Source organism: Cryptocyanus atlanticus LEGE 06306, from assembly GCF_056633155.1.
In genome coordinates, this window is sequence record NZ_JBSJOZ010000004.1 from 137,313 (window position 1) to 153,310 (window position 15,998).

General features: G+C 66.9%; 14 protein-coding genes, 1 pseudogene and 1 CRISPR repeat array (1 of these 16 only partly in view). Of the genes and pseudogenes, 11 read left to right on the forward strand and 4 right to left on the reverse strand.

Features of this window, described 5'->3' with window-relative positions; genetic code table 11:
- Positions 1-8: 8 nt before the first annotated feature.
- Positions 9-764 (reverse strand): SDR family oxidoreductase, encoded by a 756-nt coding sequence (locus ACWJI7_RS06330; protein ID WP_479936285.1) that lies wholly within the window; start codon positions 762-764, stop codon positions 9-11.
- A gap of 93 nt (positions 765-857) precedes the next feature.
- Here ACWJI7_RS06330 and ACWJI7_RS06335 point away from each other — a divergent pair, with 93 nt between their 5' ends.
- Positions 858-1,742 (forward strand): LysR family transcriptional regulator, encoded by an 885-nt coding sequence (locus tag ACWJI7_RS06335; RefSeq protein ID WP_479936287.1) that lies wholly within the window; start codon positions 858-860, stop codon positions 1,740-1,742.
- Between the two features lie 115 nt (positions 1,743-1,857).
- Here ACWJI7_RS06335 and ACWJI7_RS06340 read toward each other — a convergent pair whose 3' ends face one another.
- On the reverse strand, positions 1,858-4,713 hold the full coding sequence (locus ACWJI7_RS06340; protein WP_479936288.1) for a valine--tRNA ligase: 2,856 nt from the start codon (positions 4,711-4,713) through the stop codon (positions 1,858-1,860).
- A gap of 128 nt (positions 4,714-4,841) precedes the next feature.
- Here ACWJI7_RS06340 and ACWJI7_RS06345 point away from each other — a divergent pair, with 128 nt between their 5' ends.
- Positions 4,842-6,167 carry a hypothetical protein gene (locus ACWJI7_RS06345; RefSeq protein ID WP_479936290.1) on the forward strand — a complete coding sequence of 442 codons (1,326 nt, stop codon included), beginning with the start codon at positions 4,842-4,844 and terminating at the stop codon, positions 6,165-6,167.
- A 24-nt stretch (positions 6,168-6,191) separates the two neighbouring features.
- On the forward strand, positions 6,192-6,488 hold the full coding sequence (locus tag ACWJI7_RS06350; RefSeq protein WP_479936291.1) for a 2Fe-2S iron-sulfur cluster-binding protein: 297 nt from the start codon (positions 6,192-6,194) through the stop codon (positions 6,486-6,488).
- A gap of 26 nt (positions 6,489-6,514) precedes the next feature.
- Here ACWJI7_RS06350 and ACWJI7_RS06355 read toward each other — a convergent pair whose 3' ends face one another.
- Positions 6,515-7,135, reverse strand: a complete 621-nt coding sequence (locus ACWJI7_RS06355; protein WP_479936293.1) for a 2OG-Fe(II) oxygenase — start codon at positions 7,133-7,135, stop codon at positions 6,515-6,517.
- Between the two features lie 25 nt (positions 7,136-7,160).
- Positions 7,161-7,685 carry a protein phosphatase gene (locus tag ACWJI7_RS06360; RefSeq protein ID WP_479936295.1) on the reverse strand — a complete coding sequence of 175 codons (525 nt, stop codon included), beginning with the start codon at positions 7,683-7,685 and terminating at the stop codon, positions 7,161-7,163.
- A gap of 141 nt (positions 7,686-7,826) precedes the next feature.
- On the opposite strand from ACWJI7_RS06360, the gene ACWJI7_RS06365 reads away from it, so the two are divergent.
- The 8 genes and pseudogenes from ACWJI7_RS06365 to ACWJI7_RS06400 all read left to right on the forward strand — a co-directional run.
- Entirely contained in the window at positions 7,827-8,084 is a 258-nt protein-coding gene (locus ACWJI7_RS06365) for a hypothetical protein (RefSeq protein WP_479936467.1), read from the forward strand.
- Positions 8,085-8,097: 13 nt separating this feature from the next.
- Positions 8,098-8,916 carry a methyltransferase domain-containing protein gene (locus ACWJI7_RS06370; protein WP_479936296.1) on the forward strand — a complete coding sequence of 273 codons (819 nt, stop codon included), beginning with the start codon at positions 8,098-8,100 and terminating at the stop codon, positions 8,914-8,916.
- 25 nt (positions 8,917-8,941) lie between these two features.
- The gene (locus ACWJI7_RS06375; protein ID WP_479936297.1) at positions 8,942-9,850 is read left to right on the forward strand and encodes an oxidoreductase; all 909 of its coding nucleotides are present in this window, start codon (positions 8,942-8,944) and stop codon (positions 9,848-9,850) included.
- Positions 9,847-11,142 carry a type 2 periplasmic-binding domain-containing protein gene (locus ACWJI7_RS06380; RefSeq protein ID WP_479936299.1) on the forward strand — a complete coding sequence of 432 codons (1,296 nt, stop codon included), beginning with the start codon at positions 9,847-9,849 and terminating at the stop codon, positions 11,140-11,142. Before ACWJI7_RS06375 ends, ACWJI7_RS06380 begins: the two co-directional genes overlap by 4 nt.
- Positions 11,143-11,158: 16 nt before the next feature.
- Positions 11,159-12,379, forward strand: a complete 1,221-nt coding sequence (locus ACWJI7_RS06385) for a mechanosensitive ion channel family protein (protein WP_479936301.1) — start codon at positions 11,159-11,161, stop codon at positions 12,377-12,379.
- 1,267 nt (positions 12,380-13,646) lie between these two features.
- Entirely contained in the window at positions 13,647-13,919 is a 273-nt protein-coding gene (locus ACWJI7_RS06390; protein ID WP_479936302.1) for an ATP-binding protein, read from the forward strand.
- The gene (locus ACWJI7_RS06395; RefSeq protein ID WP_479936304.1) at positions 13,916-14,017 is read left to right on the forward strand and encodes a hypothetical protein; all 102 of its coding nucleotides are present in this window, start codon (positions 13,916-13,918) and stop codon (positions 14,015-14,017) included. The genes ACWJI7_RS06390 and ACWJI7_RS06395 overlap by 4 nt, the downstream gene beginning before the upstream one ends.
- 439 nt (positions 14,018-14,456) lie before the next feature.
- Positions 14,457-14,669: pseudogene (locus ACWJI7_RS06400) on the forward strand (DEAD/DEAH box helicase family protein); the annotation flags it as partial.
- Positions 14,670-15,066: 397 nt separating this feature from the next.
- Positions 15,067-15,998: a CRISPR direct-repeat array (repeat unit 29 nt; unit sequence CGGGCCATCCCCGCGTGTGCGGGGAGAAC) (it continues 1,031 nt past the right edge of the window).

Sequence of the window (15,998 nt, forward strand, 5' to 3'; positions counted from 1 at the left end):
ATGAATCCTCAACGGGTGGTGTAGCCGCCGTTGGCGAAGATGGTCTGGCCGGTGATCCACCAGCCCTCGGTAACCAGGAAGCGCACGATCGGGGCAATGTCTTCGATCTGGGTGAGTTGATTTCCCATCGCCTGGGACTTGTGGAATCCCACCCGTTCGGGCGTTTCCTGACCATAGAAGAAGGGTGTGTCCATGGGTCCGGGGCCCACCGCCGTGACCGAGATGCCGCGGGCGGCAAATTCCTTGGCCGCGGCTCGGGTGAAGTGCTCGACCGGCGATTTGCTGCCTGCGTAGGTGGCGTACCCGTCGGTGAAGGCCGCCAGCAGCGAGGTCACGATCGTGATGATCTTGCCGTTGTCGTTGAGCTGGCGTCCGGCTTCCTTGATGAAGAAGTACGCGGCCTTGGCGTTGATGTCGAACATCGTGTCGTAGTCCGCCTCGGTGGTGTCCACGATCGGTTTGCGCAGCACCATGCCCGCGGTGTTCACCGCCACATCCACACCGCCAAAGCGATCCCTGGCCTGCCCGAACACCCGCTGAACCGTCGCTGCTGCTGTGAGATCGGCCTGGATGGCGAAGGCCTCACGGCCCAGATCCTGAACGGCCTGCACGGTGGCTTCGGCCTGCTGTTGAGCCGCCTGGCTGTGGTAATGCACCACAATGTTGGCCCCACGGCTGGCGAAGTCGCGGCTGAGTAAGCCTCCTAAGTTCTTGGCGCCACCGGCGATCAGCACGACGGCGTTCTTGAGATCACAACTGGACATGGCGATTTCGCTGACGACGCCAACCTAGTTAGTTGACAGGAATGTGGGTAGTGGGGAGAATGTCATTTACAAATTGCGCTGAGTGCAAGAAGCATGCACAGCCTGCAGCAGCTCTTCCTTCAGATCGTCGAGGCGGGCAGCTTCAAGCAGGCGGCCGAACAGCTGCATCTGGAGCCCTCCTCGCTCAGCCGCAAGATGGCGGCCCTCGAGAAACGCCTCAAGGTGAAACTGCTGCACCGCTCCACGCGCCACACCCGGCCCACCAACCTCGGGGAGCGCTACTACGAAGGCCTGCGCCAACTGCTGGATGAAGAGATTGCCCTGGAGGAGGAACTCACCAGCGGTGTTGAGCTGCTCAGGGGCACGCTCAGGGTGAGCGCGCCGGTGGATTTCGGCGCTGAATTCGTGGTTCCCGTCGTCCACGAGATGCTGCAACGGGCGCCGGAGCTCTCTGTGGAGCTGCTGTTCAGCAGCCACTTCGCCAATCTGGTGGAAGACAACATCGATGTGGCCGTCCGCATTGGATCGATGCCGACCTCAAGTCTGATTGCCAGGCCGATCGGCGAGGTTCCCCGCGTGCTTGTGGCCAGCGACAGCTACCTGAAACGCCATGGCGCCCCCGAAGATCCCGACGACCTCAGCGAGCACAACTTCATCCTCTATTCCCCCGTTCAGGCCAGAAGCGACGTTGTGTTTGCCGATGGCCGCAGGTTTTCCCACACCCGGATGCGCAGCAACATCACCGTGAACAGCGTCAACGCCATCCGTCAGTTGGTGCAGGATGGCCTGGGCGTTCACCTCGGGCCCGCCTGGGTGTTCCGCGAAGCCCTGGGCCGGGGCGAGGTTCGCCGCCTGCTGCCCGCCCACCCCCTGCAGAGCTTCCCGGTGCAGGCCGTGCACGTCGAGCGGGCCTACAGGCCAAGAAAGACCGAGGAGTTCATTCAGCAGTTGGCGGCCCATCTGCAGGGCCGGCTCTGATCACCAGGGGGGAGCAGACCGCTGCCTGGCTGGTGCTGGGAGCCGGATCGTGGCGCCTCTGGGCACCGTCAGGGGCCGATAGGACCTGGCCGAGGAGTGCGCTCAGATCACGGCTTCACTCCAACCCCTCCAGCCGTCCCCGCGCCAGCGCCGCCTGGGCCTCGGCTTCAGCCAGGTTGGCCCGGCACTCGGCCACCACCTCCGGCGGCGCCTTGCCGGCGAAGTTGGGGTTGGCGAGGCGGCCGGCCAGGCCCTTGATCTCCTTCTCGGCCTTGGCGATGTCCTTCTCCAGGCGGCCGCGCAGGGCGGCCAGATCCACCAGGCCCTCGATCGGCAGCAGCACCTGCAGTTCCCCGCTCACCGCCGCCAGGCAGCGTTGAGGCACCGCCGCCTGGGCTTCGGCTGAATCGCCTGCGGCACCGCCCGGATCGCGCACCTCCACCGAGGCGGCGCGGGTGAGGGCGGTGATGTCGCCCGTGGTCTCCCGCAGCACCGCCGCCAGTTCGCTCCGGCCGGTGAGGAACACCACCGGCGCGCTCTGGGAGGGCTTCAGCCCCGCCACGGCCCGCAGGTTGCGCACCACCCGGATCGCCTCGATCAACTCGGCGAACTGATCCTCCAGCGCCTGATCCAGGGCGTCCTCCTCCACCGCAGGCCAGGCCTGCAAGGCCAGAAACGTGCCCTCAGGCTCACCGGTGAGGCCATGCCAGAGCTCCTCGCTCAGGTGCGGCATCAGCGGATGCAGCAGCACCAGCAGGTCACTGAGCACCTTGGCCAGCACCTGCCGGGCCAGCCGCTGATCGGCCAGGGCCTCAGCGGAGAGGGGTTCGCCTTCGCTGGCGGGGCGGGGATTGAGACGCCGCTTGAGCAGCTCGATCGTCCAGTCGCACACCTCATTCCAGGCGAACTCATACAGCCCCTTGGCGGCCTCACCGAGGCCGTAGCTGCCGTAGCGCTCGGCCGTGTCGCGGTTCACCCGCGCCAGCCGCGACAGAATCCAGCGGTCGGCCAGCTTGAGCTGGGCCGGATCGGGCGCACCCAGGCTCTTGGGCGTTTCGCCGCCCAGGTTCATCAGGGCAAAGCGGGTGGCGTTCCAGAGCTTGTTGGCGAAGTTGCGGGCCGCCTCCACCGTGGCTGAGCTGCCACTGGCGCGGTCGTAGTCGAGGCGGATGTCCTGGCCGGCGCCGGCCACCTCACGCACCAGGGCGAAGCGCAGGGCATCGGCGCCGTAGCGCTCGATCAGCGGCAGCGGGTCGATGCCGTTGCCCGCTGACTTGCTCATCTTGCGGTTGTTCTCATCCCGCACCAGGCCGTGGATCATCACGTCGGCGAAGGGCATGCGGCCGGTGAAGGCGCCGGCCAGCATCGTCATCCGCGCCACCCAGAAGAAGATGATGTCGAAGCCGGTCACCAGCACGCTGGTGGGATACCAGGCGGCCAGATCGGCGGCGTTCTCATCGGGCCAGCCCAGGGTTGAGAAGGGCCAGAGGCCGCTGGAGAACCAGGTGTCGAGCACGTCGGGGTCCTGCTCCAGCTGAAGTGGGCGCCCGGCGGCGCGGGACGCCGCACCGAACTGGTCCTCGGCCTTTCGGCGCGCCTCGGCGTCATCGCGGGCCACCACATAGGGCGTGGCCTCGGTGATCACCCCGCCGGTTTCGCTCACCACAAACCAGGCGGGGATGCGGTGGCCCCACCAGAGCTGGCGGCTGATGCACCAGTCGCGAATGTCGGTGAGCCAGTCGCGGTACACCTTCTCCCAGCGCTGCGGCACGAAGCGGGGGGCGCCGCCATCGAGGGCCTCGCGGCAGCGGGCCGCCAGCGGTTCGGCCTTTGCGAACCACTGGGTGGAGAGCAGCGGCTCCACCGGCACCTTGCCGCGATCGGAAAAGGGCACGCTGTGGCGGTGGGGCTCCACCTTCACCAGGAAGCCTTCGGCCTCCATCGCCGCCACCACCGCCTGGCGCGCCTCGAAGCGATCCAGCCCGGCGAAGCGGCCCGCGGCGGCGTTCATGCTGCCGTCCTTGGCCATCACCGTGATCAGCGGCAGGCCGTGGCGGGCGCCGATGGCGAAGTCGTTGGGATCGTGGGCGGGGGTCACCTTGACGCAACCGGTGCCGAAGGCCGGATCGACGTGCGCATCGGCCACGACCGGGATCTCGCGCCCCACCAGCGGCAGGGTGATCGTGCGGCCCACCAGGGCGGCGTAGCGGGGGTCGTCGGGGTGCACGGCCACACCGGTGTCGCCCAGCAGCGTTTCCGGGCGGGTGGTGGCCACCACCAGATGGTCGGCGCCGCCACTGAGGGGATAGCGGAAGTGCCAGAGGTGCCCGTCGAGCTCCTTCATCTCCACCTCCAGATCGCTCACCGCCGATCCCGAGGCCGGGCACCAGTTCACCAGGTATTCGCCCCGGTAGATCAGGCCCTGCTCGTGCAGGCGCACGAAGGCCTCCACCACCGCTTTGTTGAGGCCCGGATCGAGGGTGAAGCGCTCCCGCTGCCAGTCAACCGAGTAGCCCAGACGGCGCAGCTGGCCCACGATCGTGCCGCCGCTCTCGGCCTTCCAGCTCCAGGCCCGCTCCAGGAAGGCGTCGCGGCCGAGGTCGTCCTTGCTGCCGCCTTCGGCCTTGATCTGCTTCTCCAGGATCGACTGCACCGCGATCGAGGCGTGGTCCGTGCCGGGCAGACACAGCACGTTTTTCCCCTGCAGGCGCTGGAAGCGCACGATCGTGTCGATCAGGGCCGTCTCGAAGCCGTGGCCCATGTGCAGGCTGCCGGTCACGTTCGGCGGGGGAATCACCACCGAAAACGGCTCACCCGGGGCCTCCGGATCGGGATGGAAGGCGCCGGCGGCTTCCCAGGCGGCCTGCCAGCGGGCTTCGGTGCTGGCCGGGTCGTAGGTCTTGGGCAGACCCTCGGCGAGAGCGGGGGCGGAGACCTCGGACACGGCGGCGCCTGGGCGATGTGGAGCCATCGTCTCAAAGGATCCGACGGGGCGAAGACGGATCCCCTCAGCCGATGGCCGCGTGAACGATCTCCACGGTTAACGGACCCTTTAGAAATTCCCATACAAGATTAAGCGCCCATGACAACAGCTCAGCCATGACAGCCACGGCCACCCCCCGAACCAGCGTTTCTCTCGATCCGAGGCTGACCACGATTCAGAATCGCCTGTTCGAAAAGGCTCACGCTGAACCTCTTGAGCTGAAGTTCCTGGGGATCTCGCTCAACACCCAGGGAATCGTGGGCAATGCCCTCTACGCCAATCCGAGCATCATGCCCTTGCCATTGCGGCGCTGTGACTATCTCAAGTCGTTGAGCGCTCGCCAGATGGCGATCCTGACAGCCTGTTATTTCGTCAACTTCTACAAGCTGGTGGCCAACAGCGAATCGCAGACCCTGATTTCCAACATGGCCGCTGCGGACAAGTCATTTGAAGCCTATTCCGATGAGTACATGATCCTTCATCAGGAAACCAGCGAGGAGATGGACCATATCTGGACCTTCCGCACCGTCTACAGCATGGTCTGCCGGGAAACCGGCTCCCAGGAGCCCTTTGACGCCCCTGGCTTTTTCCGCGGCAAGGTGGGATTCATTCCCCAGGCCGATGTGGATGCGATTGACACCCAATTCAACCTCACGGATGAGTTCACCCATGTTCTCGAGCTGATCAGCAAGCCGGGAGGGCCTCAGAAGTTACTGGAGGAGATGAAGCAGAAGGGGCGTGGCTACCGCTACCGGGCCCTGCACTTCCTGATGGGGGATGCGCCCAGGCTGCTCAGCCCTTCCGTCGTTCAGGACCTGGGCCTTGGTGGACTCTGGCTGCTGATCCGCTTCGTGTCCAACGTGGAGCTCAAGCAGGGCGAGGCCTACCTGTTCGAGAATCCAGAGGAGTTTCCCTACGAACCCCTGGCCTACAAGATCAATCAGGGTCACCTCCACGACGAGGCCCGCCACTACACCACCTCATTCGACATCGGCCTGGCGCTCTATGAAGCGGCCAACCCAGAAGCCCAGGCATTCATCCGCGAACTGGTCCGGATGGCCATGGAGGATTACATCAAAGGAAGTTTTCTTCACTTTCCGGAAATGCTGGAACGATCCAGGCAGGGAGATCTGTGCACCGTGATCAGTCTCGGCCGACAGACTCTGGACATGGCTCTATGTCACCCGGAGTTCGCCGACAAGCTGGTCAACATCGATGCCCTGTTCGCGTCCTGGCAGCAGATGGAATGGCGCGATGTGCTGCCCCCCTTCGGCGCTGGCCTGCTCACGCAGAAGCGCTGGCGCTACGTCGCCCAACAGTTTGAGCGCATCAGGGAGGCGATGGGCTTCCGCTACAACGAGGCCCATCTCGGCAATCTTCTGCAGCGCTATCGGGACATCCTCACTCTCGAGACTCTCAACGACGTCTTCATCCTCGCCTGAACGGGAGGGGAACACTCCATCAGCATGACTGCAACCACACCCATCACCCTCAGCTTTGAAGACACCGGCCAGGTGATCACCACCAACGCCGGTCGCCCCTTCATGGAGATCTGCGATGAATGCAACACCCCCGTGCTGCTGGGCTGCCGTTCCGCCTCCTGCGGCACCTGCCTGGTGAGGATCACCGCCGGAGCCGACCATCTCTCCCCAATCACGGAGAGTGAAGCGATCCTGCTCGATGTGCTCGCCGACGGCGACCCCCAGGCCCGGCTGGCCTGCCAGTGCAGCGTGCATGGCTCGATCTCGGTGAGAGGCTTCTGAGCCGCATCCCCAGGGCTGGCCCCGGCTCACGCCGCCAGCCGCCTCCGATAGTCCTCGAGCGTGCCGGCGTTGATCCAGCCGGTGGCGATCGTTTTGGTGTGCTCCTGGCTGACCCGGCCGCGGTGGGTGTGGGAGGGGCTGGCCGGGAAGATCAGCAACTTGCCACGCTCGGCCTCCTCATGGTGGTCCTGCCAGTGGAACTCGGTGCCGCCGGCCGGGAGCGTGTTGAGGTACAGGATCCAGGCCAGCACCCGCCGGATCGGCTCGGTGGCCTCCTCGCTGGTGGTCCAGTCGCAGTGCCAGCTGCGGAATCCCTCGCCCGGGGCGTAGCGCTGCAGGTTGAAGATCGGATGGACGAACAACGAACGCTCCGGGCACACCTCCAGGAAACGGGGGCGCTCCTGGAGATAACGCTGCAATCCGGCCGAGACCCCGCGCAGCATCACCTCCGCCAGCCCATGGGCCTCGGGGTCGGAGCGGTCGATCGCGACCAGGCTGATGTCGGTGGAGACCTTGTCGGGATGGGCGGGATCGTGGCCGAAGGCGATGCCAGGCCGGCGCAGATCACTGCGGCGCTCGAAGAACCCGAGCGCCGCATCGGCCAGGGCTGCGGTGCCGGGGCTGCGGAATCGGCCGATCAGTCGCATGGTGGGCCTCCCACGACCTGGCAACCTAGGCAGCCGGGAGATCCGGCTCCGGTCGGGGGACCGCGCCGGCGCGCCAGGGGATGGCCACCAGGGCGTCGAGCCGCCGCCAGAGCGCGGGATCGGGGCAGACCAGGGGCGTCAGCCCCACCTGCTCCAGGGCAGCGGACAGGGGGCCCGGGGCCAGCCCCCCCTCACCGCCGGCGGGATGCAGGGGCAGGGCCAGCACCTGGGCCTCGGCGGGATCGGCCATCAGCCTGAGGTTGGCCGGCTCCAGGTCCCGCTCGAAGAACAGGCGGCGCAGGCGGAGGGTGGTGCGGGGCCCGATCGCGGCCGCGAACCCCTCGAGCCCGGCGGCATCGCCATCAGCGCCGCTGTTGAGCGCCAGCCAGATCATCAGCTTCGCCCAGCTCTCGGCCGTCCAGAGCGGCGCAAAGCTCTGCCGGTGCTGCCGCACCAGCTCCCCGGACGCGAACTCGAACAGCCCGGCCTGCAGCGTGAGGGCGTTCCCGGCGGCGGCGGAGCCGCTGCCGCTCGCGGCGATCTCAGTCACAGCGGGGCCCCGCGGGAGCTCCATGCTGCCGGCGGGCGCCTGCGGATGGGGAGTTCCGCACAGGGCGACCCGGCCCTGGGCCGGGCTGGCCGGGCGTCCACGCCGGGGGCCAAACTGCAGGGGCTTGCACTGGACATGACCATGGCCCTGGATCTGAACGACCCGGAGCTCGAATTCTCCGATCTGGTGTACGCCTACCAGAGCTGGGTGATGGCTGTGATCAACGACGAGAAGCTCGGCGGGGAGGAGAAGCTGCTCACCGACGACATCGCCGAGGACGCCCTCAACGCGATGCGCTTCCTGCCCGGCGAGGTGACATCGGCGATCGAGACCAGCCTGGCCCGGGTCTACGACGTCGATCCCGACGAGCTCGCCGAGCTGCTCTTCCCCGAGGACTGAGCGGCCCGCGTTGATGGCGTCCGACCGTTACCTGCTCGGCACCGATCCGATCGAGCTGGACCGGCTGCGGCTGCAGCACGAGTTCTGGCTGCCGGAGCTGCGCCGTGGCCTGGAGGCCGCGGGTCTGCGGGCCGGCCAGCGGGTGCTCGACCTCGGGGCCGGTCCCGGCTTCGCCAGCCTGGAACTGGCCCGGCAGGTGGGTGGCGGCGGTCGGGTGCTGGCGCTGGAGCTCAGCCCGACCTATGTGGAAGCGGCCCGCCAGGCGGCGGCGGCGGCCGACCTCTCCCAGCTGGAGGTGCGCCGTCACGATCTGCGCAGCGATCCTCTGCCCCGGGAGGCCTTCGATCTGGTCTGGTGCCGCTGGGTGGCGATGTTCCTGCCGGCGGTGGAGCCCCTGCTCGACCGGCTGGCGGAGCGCCTCCCGGCCGGCGCCCGGCTGCTGGTGCACGAGTACATCCACTGGAGCAGTTTCGGGCTCCATCCCCACGGCGCCGCGGTGAGGGGCTTCGGCCGGGCCTGCCTGGAGAGCTTCCTGGCGGCCGGCGGTGACCCGGACGTGAACCGGAACCTGCCCTCCCTGCTGGCCGCCCGGGGGTTCCGGATCGAGGCCCTGCGGCCGCTGCCGGTGGTGGCCCGTCCGGGGGAGAAGGGCGCCGCCTGGCTGGAGCGATTCGTGACGATCTATGGCCGCGAACTGATCCGCCAGGGGGGCTGGAACCAGGCCGAGGCCGAAGCCGCCGCGGCCGAGATCGCCGCCGCACGTCTGGATCCCGGCGCCTTCTGGGTGGGGCCCACGCTGATGGAGCTGCGGGCGACACGATGGGCTCCGTGACCAGCACGGACCGCCGCCCCAGCCCATGCCCTGGACCCTCGCCGACATTCCCGACCAGAGCGGCCGGATCGCCCTGATCACCGGCGCCAACAGCGGCCTGGGGCTGGAATCGGCCCGGGCCCTCTCGGCCCGGGGCGCCACGGTGGTGCTGGCCTGCCGCTCTCGCCAGAAGGGGGCCGAGGCCCGCACTGCGCTGCTGCCGACGGCCGCCGCCGGCCTGGAGGTGCTCGAACTGGACCTGGCCGATCTGGCCAGCGTTCGCACGGCTGCCCGCTGGATGGCGGACCAGTACGGCCGGCTCGACCTGCTGCTCAACAACGCCGGAGTGATGGGCACACCGCGCACACGCACCCGCGACGGGTTCGAGCTGCAGTTCGGCACCAACCACCTGGGCCATTTCGCCCTCACGACCGCCCTGCTGCCCCTGCTGGACGAACGGCCCGGAGCCCGGGTGGTCACCGTCACCTCCGGCGCCCAGTACTTCGGCCGGATCGCCTTCGATGACCTGATGGGTGAGCGGCGCTATGACCGGTGGATGGCCTACAGCCAGAGCAAGCTGGCCAATGTGATGTTCGCCCTTGAACTGCAGGAGCGGCTCACGGCGGCGGGGAGCGCCGCCGTCTCCCTGGCGGCCCATCCCGGGCTGGCCCGCACCAACCTGCAGCCCGCCTCGGTGGCCTCCAGCGGCTCGAGCCTGGAGCGTTTCGCCTACCGGCTGATGGATCCCCTCTTCCAGAGTGCCGCCATGGGGGCCCTGCCCCAACTGTTCGCCGCCACGGCGCCGGAGGCGCAGGGAGGGGAGCACTACGGGCCCGACCAGCTGGGGGGGATGCGGGGTTGGCCCCGGCTCTGCCGGGTGGCCCCGAAGGCCCTGGACGGGAAGGCCCGCCACCAGCTCTGGGCCGTCAGCGAACGGTTGACCGCCGATCGATGAGCACTATCCCCCCCGGCCCCGGCCGAGAGGACCCCGTCCCTCGGCGAATGGGGCTGCGCGGCGGCGTCGTGGCGGTGGCGCTGCTGCTCTGCGGCGGCTGCACCAGCTGGCGGTTGAACGACAGCCTCTTTCTCTACGTGGAGATCGATCCCCGGCTGAACGGGACCGAGGAGCTGCATCAGAACCGGAGGCGCGCCCTGACGCTCATCGACGAGTTCCGCCAGGTGAACCCGGGGGTGAACATCCATCTGCGACACCTGCCCAGCGACGTCTTTCTCTCCTCGACCGCCTTCCGCAACTCCCGGGGCCTGGGGCCGGATCTGATGGTGACCCGGGTGATCACGGCCCTGCGGCTGCATGAGCAGGACCTGAGCGAATCGGTGCAGCTGGATCCGGCCCGGCTCCGGGAGATTCAGCCCCGCTTCCTCGACGACTTCCGCACCGAGGAGGGCCTGCTCGCGGTCCCGGTGCTGGCGCAGCCGGAGGTGGCCTGCTTCAACAGGCGGAGGGTGCCGGTCCCCCCCCGCACCCTCGATGACCTGATCGATCTCAGCGCCAGGGGCATGCGCTCCGGCCTGCCGTTGCGCCTGCTGGATCTGTTCTGGACGAGCAATGGCACCAGCAGCGAGAACGCCTTGGTGCGGGTGGTGGAGGAGCCGCCCACCGCCGATGGCAGGCTGGCGATCAGCCCGGAGGATCGCCGTGCCCTGCGCCGCTGGTTCCAGTGGCTGGACAACGCCAACCTGCAGCAGAACGTGGAGTTCAGCGAGGATGGCGTGGCTCTGGTCGATCGCCTCGAGGCCGGCCAGCTCGACTGGATCAGCTGCAACAGCGTGTGGCTGGAGCAGCTCAGCACCTCGCTGGGGCCCGACCTGGGCGTTTCCGAACTTCCCGGCCAGAGGGGGCGGCCCGCCCAGGGGCTCACCCGGCTGAGTGTGTGGAGTTTCGGCCGGCACTCCACCCCCCGCCAACGGCAGATCGCCCGCGACTTCGTGCTCTTCAGCCTCAGCAAGCTGACGCAGAGGCGGCTGATGCTGGCCGCGCCCGGCAACCTGCCGGTGAACCGGGAGGTGAGGATCCCCACCAAGAGCTCCGGCACCTTCGCCGCCCTGGCGGCCAGCCTGGAGAACGCCCGGCTGCCGAGTTTCCGCAACCCCGATCGGATCGAGGCACGCCTCAGCTGGATCCAAACCCTGCTGGAGCGGATGATCGTGGGTGGCATCGACCCGGAGCAGGCGATCAGGATGCTCGAGGCCGGCCCTCCCCGGCCGGACGGGACCTCCGGACCCTGAGCACGCGCATCCTCCGATGACACAATTGCTCTATGAACTCTCGGGCTGGCTGGGCTACCTCAGCCGGCCGCCCGTGGTGCTGCAGTGCCTCAGCGCCCTGCTGCTCTATGGGGCCCACCGGCTCTGGATCCAGGCGCCGCTGCGACGCCGCGGCCGTCGCTTCGAGTTTTTGGGCGGGCTGTTGCTGCTTCTGGCCCTGCGGCTCAATGCCCTGCTGCTGGAGCGGCTGGGTCTGCCCGGGGGTCTCGCCATCTACATCAGCCGGTTGTTCGGCCTGTGGATGGTGCTGGCCCTGCTCCGCCTGATCCTGCTCCGCTGGATCAACACCGACGCCGTCGAGACGTTCTACCTCCGTCTGATCAGGCCCCTGTACGGGCTCCTGGTGATCGGCTCCCTGATCAACCAGCTCGATTCCCTGGCGGATGTGGCCCAGATCCCCCTGCTCGATCTGTTCGGGGAGCCGATCACCACCGGAGGCCTCGTTCTGATCCTCACCATCCCCTATTTCCTGGTGGTGGTCTCCGGGTTCGCCGTCACCTGGCTGGGGGCCGTGCTGCAACGTCTGCTGGGCTTCAGCAGCGGCACCCGCGCGGCGCTGGAGCTGGTCACCCGCTACGTGGTGATCGGCCTCGGGGTGATGTGGCTGCTCCATCGCATCGGCTTCAACACCACGGCGATCGCGGCGGTGGCCGGCGGGTTGTCGGTCGGCCTGGGCTTCGGCATCAAGGAGGTGTTCTCCAACTTCGTGAGTGGGCTCTGGCTGCTGTTCGAGGGTTCGGTGCGGCCGGGCGAGATCCTGTTCATCGACGGCGATCCCTGCGAGGTGCGCCGCCTGGGCATGCGAGCGGCGGTGCTCTGGCGCGACCGGGACAACGCCGAGCTGGTGATCCCCAACCAGGACTTCTTCACCACCACAACCACCACCTACACCGGCACCGACCGGCTGCGCCGCAGCCAGATGGAGGTGTCGGCCGCCTACCGCCACGACCCCGACACGGTGATCCATCTGCTGGAGTCGGTGGCGGGATCCTGCTCCCGGGTGCTGAACGAACCGGCGCCGAAAGCCCTGCTGCTGAACTATGGCGACTCGGGCATCAACTACGGGCTGCGCTACTGGATCGGGGACCCGATGAACAACGCCAGTATCAAGAGTGAGGTGAGCCGCGCCGTCTGGCATCGCTTCCGCGAGGAGGGGATCGAGATTCCCTTCCCGCAGCGGGTGATCCAGCAGGGCTGAGGTCGGCTCCGGCTGCTGCCACCTCCAACGGTGCCGTGGAAGGCGTCTTCATGGTTCCCCACACCAAGCCGAACAACGCTCGGCGGAGAGGGCCACGACGGGCTTGTCTCCCAGGGACCCGCTTCAGCGGGAGCAATCAACGGACCGTTGACTGCGAGGAATGAGCGCTTCAGGCGACGGGTCGATGGGTCAACGGCGATGGTCTCGATGGCTTCTCTGGCTCTCAACATGCCTTGGATCTGCCGGGGTGTTGTGATGTCCGACCTTCGGGTCCTGCAAACAGATGGGCATTGAGTCTGGGCACCCACGGTTCATTCCGTCACCCAGGGCTTGTGCACCCAGCAGAATGGCCCTTGGCAGACCCGCACAAGATTCTTGGCCTTGCTGGTGCCACTTCAAAAACCATTGCCATACAAGGCACTTGTCAGCGTTGCTCTCAGCGTCAAGCGCTCTTCTGCGGCTGCAGACTGGGGGTTGGGTGCTACGAAGTGGGTCCGTCTAATCAGCGCTGGGCTCACCATTCATTCTCCGCACTCAGCAGGAGACCAGGAACCTTGACGAGGCTAACTGCTTCTGAGTAAAATTCAGAACAACAATGGACTTGCTCGACCTGCTTAAGCGCCCTGAAGGCAGAATGCTGGAGTCTAAGTGTGATCTGTCCTCGCCGGATGGGGTGATCAAGGCCATCGTCGCCATCGCCAAGACAGCAAGGTGGCACATTGTTGATCGGCGTCGAGGATCGGAGCCGCCACGTGCGTGGCGTTGCCGACACGCTGGATGAGGAGGAACCTCCTCGCCAACCTCATCAGCGACCGGATCAGCCCACGGATCGTGCCGGAGATCGAGATCCTGCCCTGTCGACGGACTCAGGTACTCGCACTCCAGTTCATCCCAGCTCGAGCCGCCCCCATCACCTGATTCGCGAGGGGCCTGCCTCAGGGGTGTACCTGCGGGTGGGCTCGACCAACCGCCGCGCCGACGTTGAGCTGATCGAGGAGCTACGGCGTTTCTCCCGGGGCGAGGGCTTCGACGAGCAGCCCATGCCGGGGCTCAGCTGTGAAGCCATCGACTTCTTAGTAGCTTCCGAGTTGTTTGTACTCTGCCCCGCCCTGCGGCGAGGTGCTCTCGAGACCCTGCGGCTCGTGGGCGATCACCAGGGTCAGAGGGTTCCGACTGTGGGCGGTAGATATCCAGGCGGGGGCTTCGGTGGTACGACAAGCGCCGTATCCTCTATCGAATCGAGATCCACTCCATCCCCGTTGAGGCAGTGGCGGACGCGATCGGCTTCGTGCAGAAGCATTCCTGGCATGGCGCCGACATCGGCATGGTTCGCCGCACCGACCGCTGGAGCCCGCCTCCTAAGGCCGCGCGCGAGGCCCTGATCAATGCGGTGGTCCACACCGACTATTCCCAACGGGGCGCACCGATCCGGCTGTCGATCTCCGATGACCCCCTGGAGATCGAAAATACCTTCCTCCTGCCCTTTGGCCTACGGTTGAAGACCTACCCCATGGCGTCTCAAAGTGGCGCAACCGTGTGATCGGCCGCATCTTGCAAGTGCTGGGGCTGATCGAGGAGTGGGGGAACGGCATCCAGCGGATGACGGCCGTCTGCCGAAATTCCGACACTGATCTTTGAGGAAATCGCCACCCATTTTCGTTTCACCATCATAACCACCCGTGTGGGCCCCAGGTGGTCGACACGACCGAGCAGGCGATCCTCGTCAGCCTGGCCAAGGGGAACGAGTTGGCCACGCAAGAGATTGCTGCCAGCATTGGCCTGTCAACCCGGGCCCCGCGAACGCGGCTGGCCCGCCTGATCGATCGCGGGCTCGTTCATGACCCACACACCCGAGCAGAAGGCCCGCCTCGACATCGACGCGGCACTGGTAACCGGGAGCTGGACGCTCCAGAACCGCGTCTCACTCAACCTGGCAGCCGGCCCGGGAGTGGCGCTGAGCAAGGCCAAGATGGCCAGTGGCCACGGGTTCGCGGACTACCCCTGTTCGTGCACAGCAAGGGGGGGCGCCATCCTGAAGCACTCTCTCAAGGCCAACCGCTCGCGGGCGCTGATCCAGATGGCCACTGGCTCGGGCAAGACGATGGCCGCCATAACTGCCGTCTACCGCCTGATCAAGTACGGCGGTGCGAGCCGGGTGCTCTTCCTGGTGGACCGCAGCAACCTGGCCAAGCCGACCGATAAGGAGTTCCAGGGGTACTGGGCGCCGGAGGTGAACCGCAAGTTCACCGAGCTCTACAACGTGCAGCGCCTCACCTCGAACACGATCATGGACTCGAGCAAGGTGGTGATCGCCATGATCCAGCGGATGTATTCGATGCTCAAGGGTGAACCCGAGCTCGATCCAGCCCTGGAGGAAGGCTCCCAGTTCGAAAGCGGCGCCGAGGCCATTGTGGAGCCGCCGCCCGTGGTCTACAACGCGGCCTTGTCGCTGGAGTTCTTCGACGACTTTCTGATCGAGCTCACCGCCACGCCTTCAAAGCAGACGCTTGGCTTCTTGAACAAGAATCTGGTGATGGAGTACAACCACGAGCGCACCGTGGCCGATGGCATGAATGTGGCTCCACGGTTGAGGCAGAGCCAGACACCATGCTCGGCTTCCGCAACCGCTGGACTAAGGGCACTGCGTTGGCAATCCGCGGTAGAAGACCTCACCTACGACCCCAACGAGCTCAATCCCCGCGTGTGCGGGGAGAACGGCTGCCATCGGCAAGCGCGGCGGCAAAGTAATCCGGGGCATCCCCGCGTGTGCGGGGAGAACCTGGGCGAGTGGCGGCCGAGGGCCTGGTCTACCGCGGGCCATCCCCGCGTGTGCGGGGAGAACCCTCAACTCGCTCTGCAGCCTCAGCTCGGAGCTCGGGCCATCCCCGCGTGAGCGGGGAGAACTGGTGAAATAGCCGCAGGCGGCTGCCAATTCAGCCGGGCCATCCCCGCGTGTGCGGGGAGAACCATGATCCAGGATGATCGCCTCGCTGCCATAAACCGGGCCATCCCCGCGTGTGCGGGGAGAACGGCGGTCTGCCTGAGCGTTGCCGAGAAGATGGGCGGGCCATCCCCGCGTGAGCGGGGAGAACTTTGCTGAGCACCGGTCAGGCGGCCCATATGAGCCGGGCCATCCCCGCGTGTGCGGGGAGAACCCACCTTGTACAGACCCGGCGGCGTATCTTCATTCGGGCCATCCCCGCGTGTGCGGGGAGAACGGTCCGTCTATGGCAGCGGCGCCTACCGGCAGTTCGGGCCATCCCCGCGTGTGCGGGGAGAACGCTCTTTCCCCCAGCCTTGCCTCCCTTGCCCTCCGGGCCATCCCCGCGTGTGCGGGGAGAACCCACCACTCCCTACGAGGAGGGGTATCCCCCCAACGGGCCATCCCCGCGTGTGCGGGGAGAACCTGCTGGAGGGGCCCGGCGCTGCTGAGCAGGACGGGCCATCCCCGCGTGTGCGGGGAGAACGAGGTTGGATCGGACTGTGACTCCCCCGTCCACCGGGCCATCCCCGCGTGTGCGGGGAGAACTCGCAACACAGACCCCATGACCCCAATCTCATTCCGGGCCATCCCCGCGTGTGCGGGGAGAACTGGTAGCAACCTTGGATGTGCCGAGCA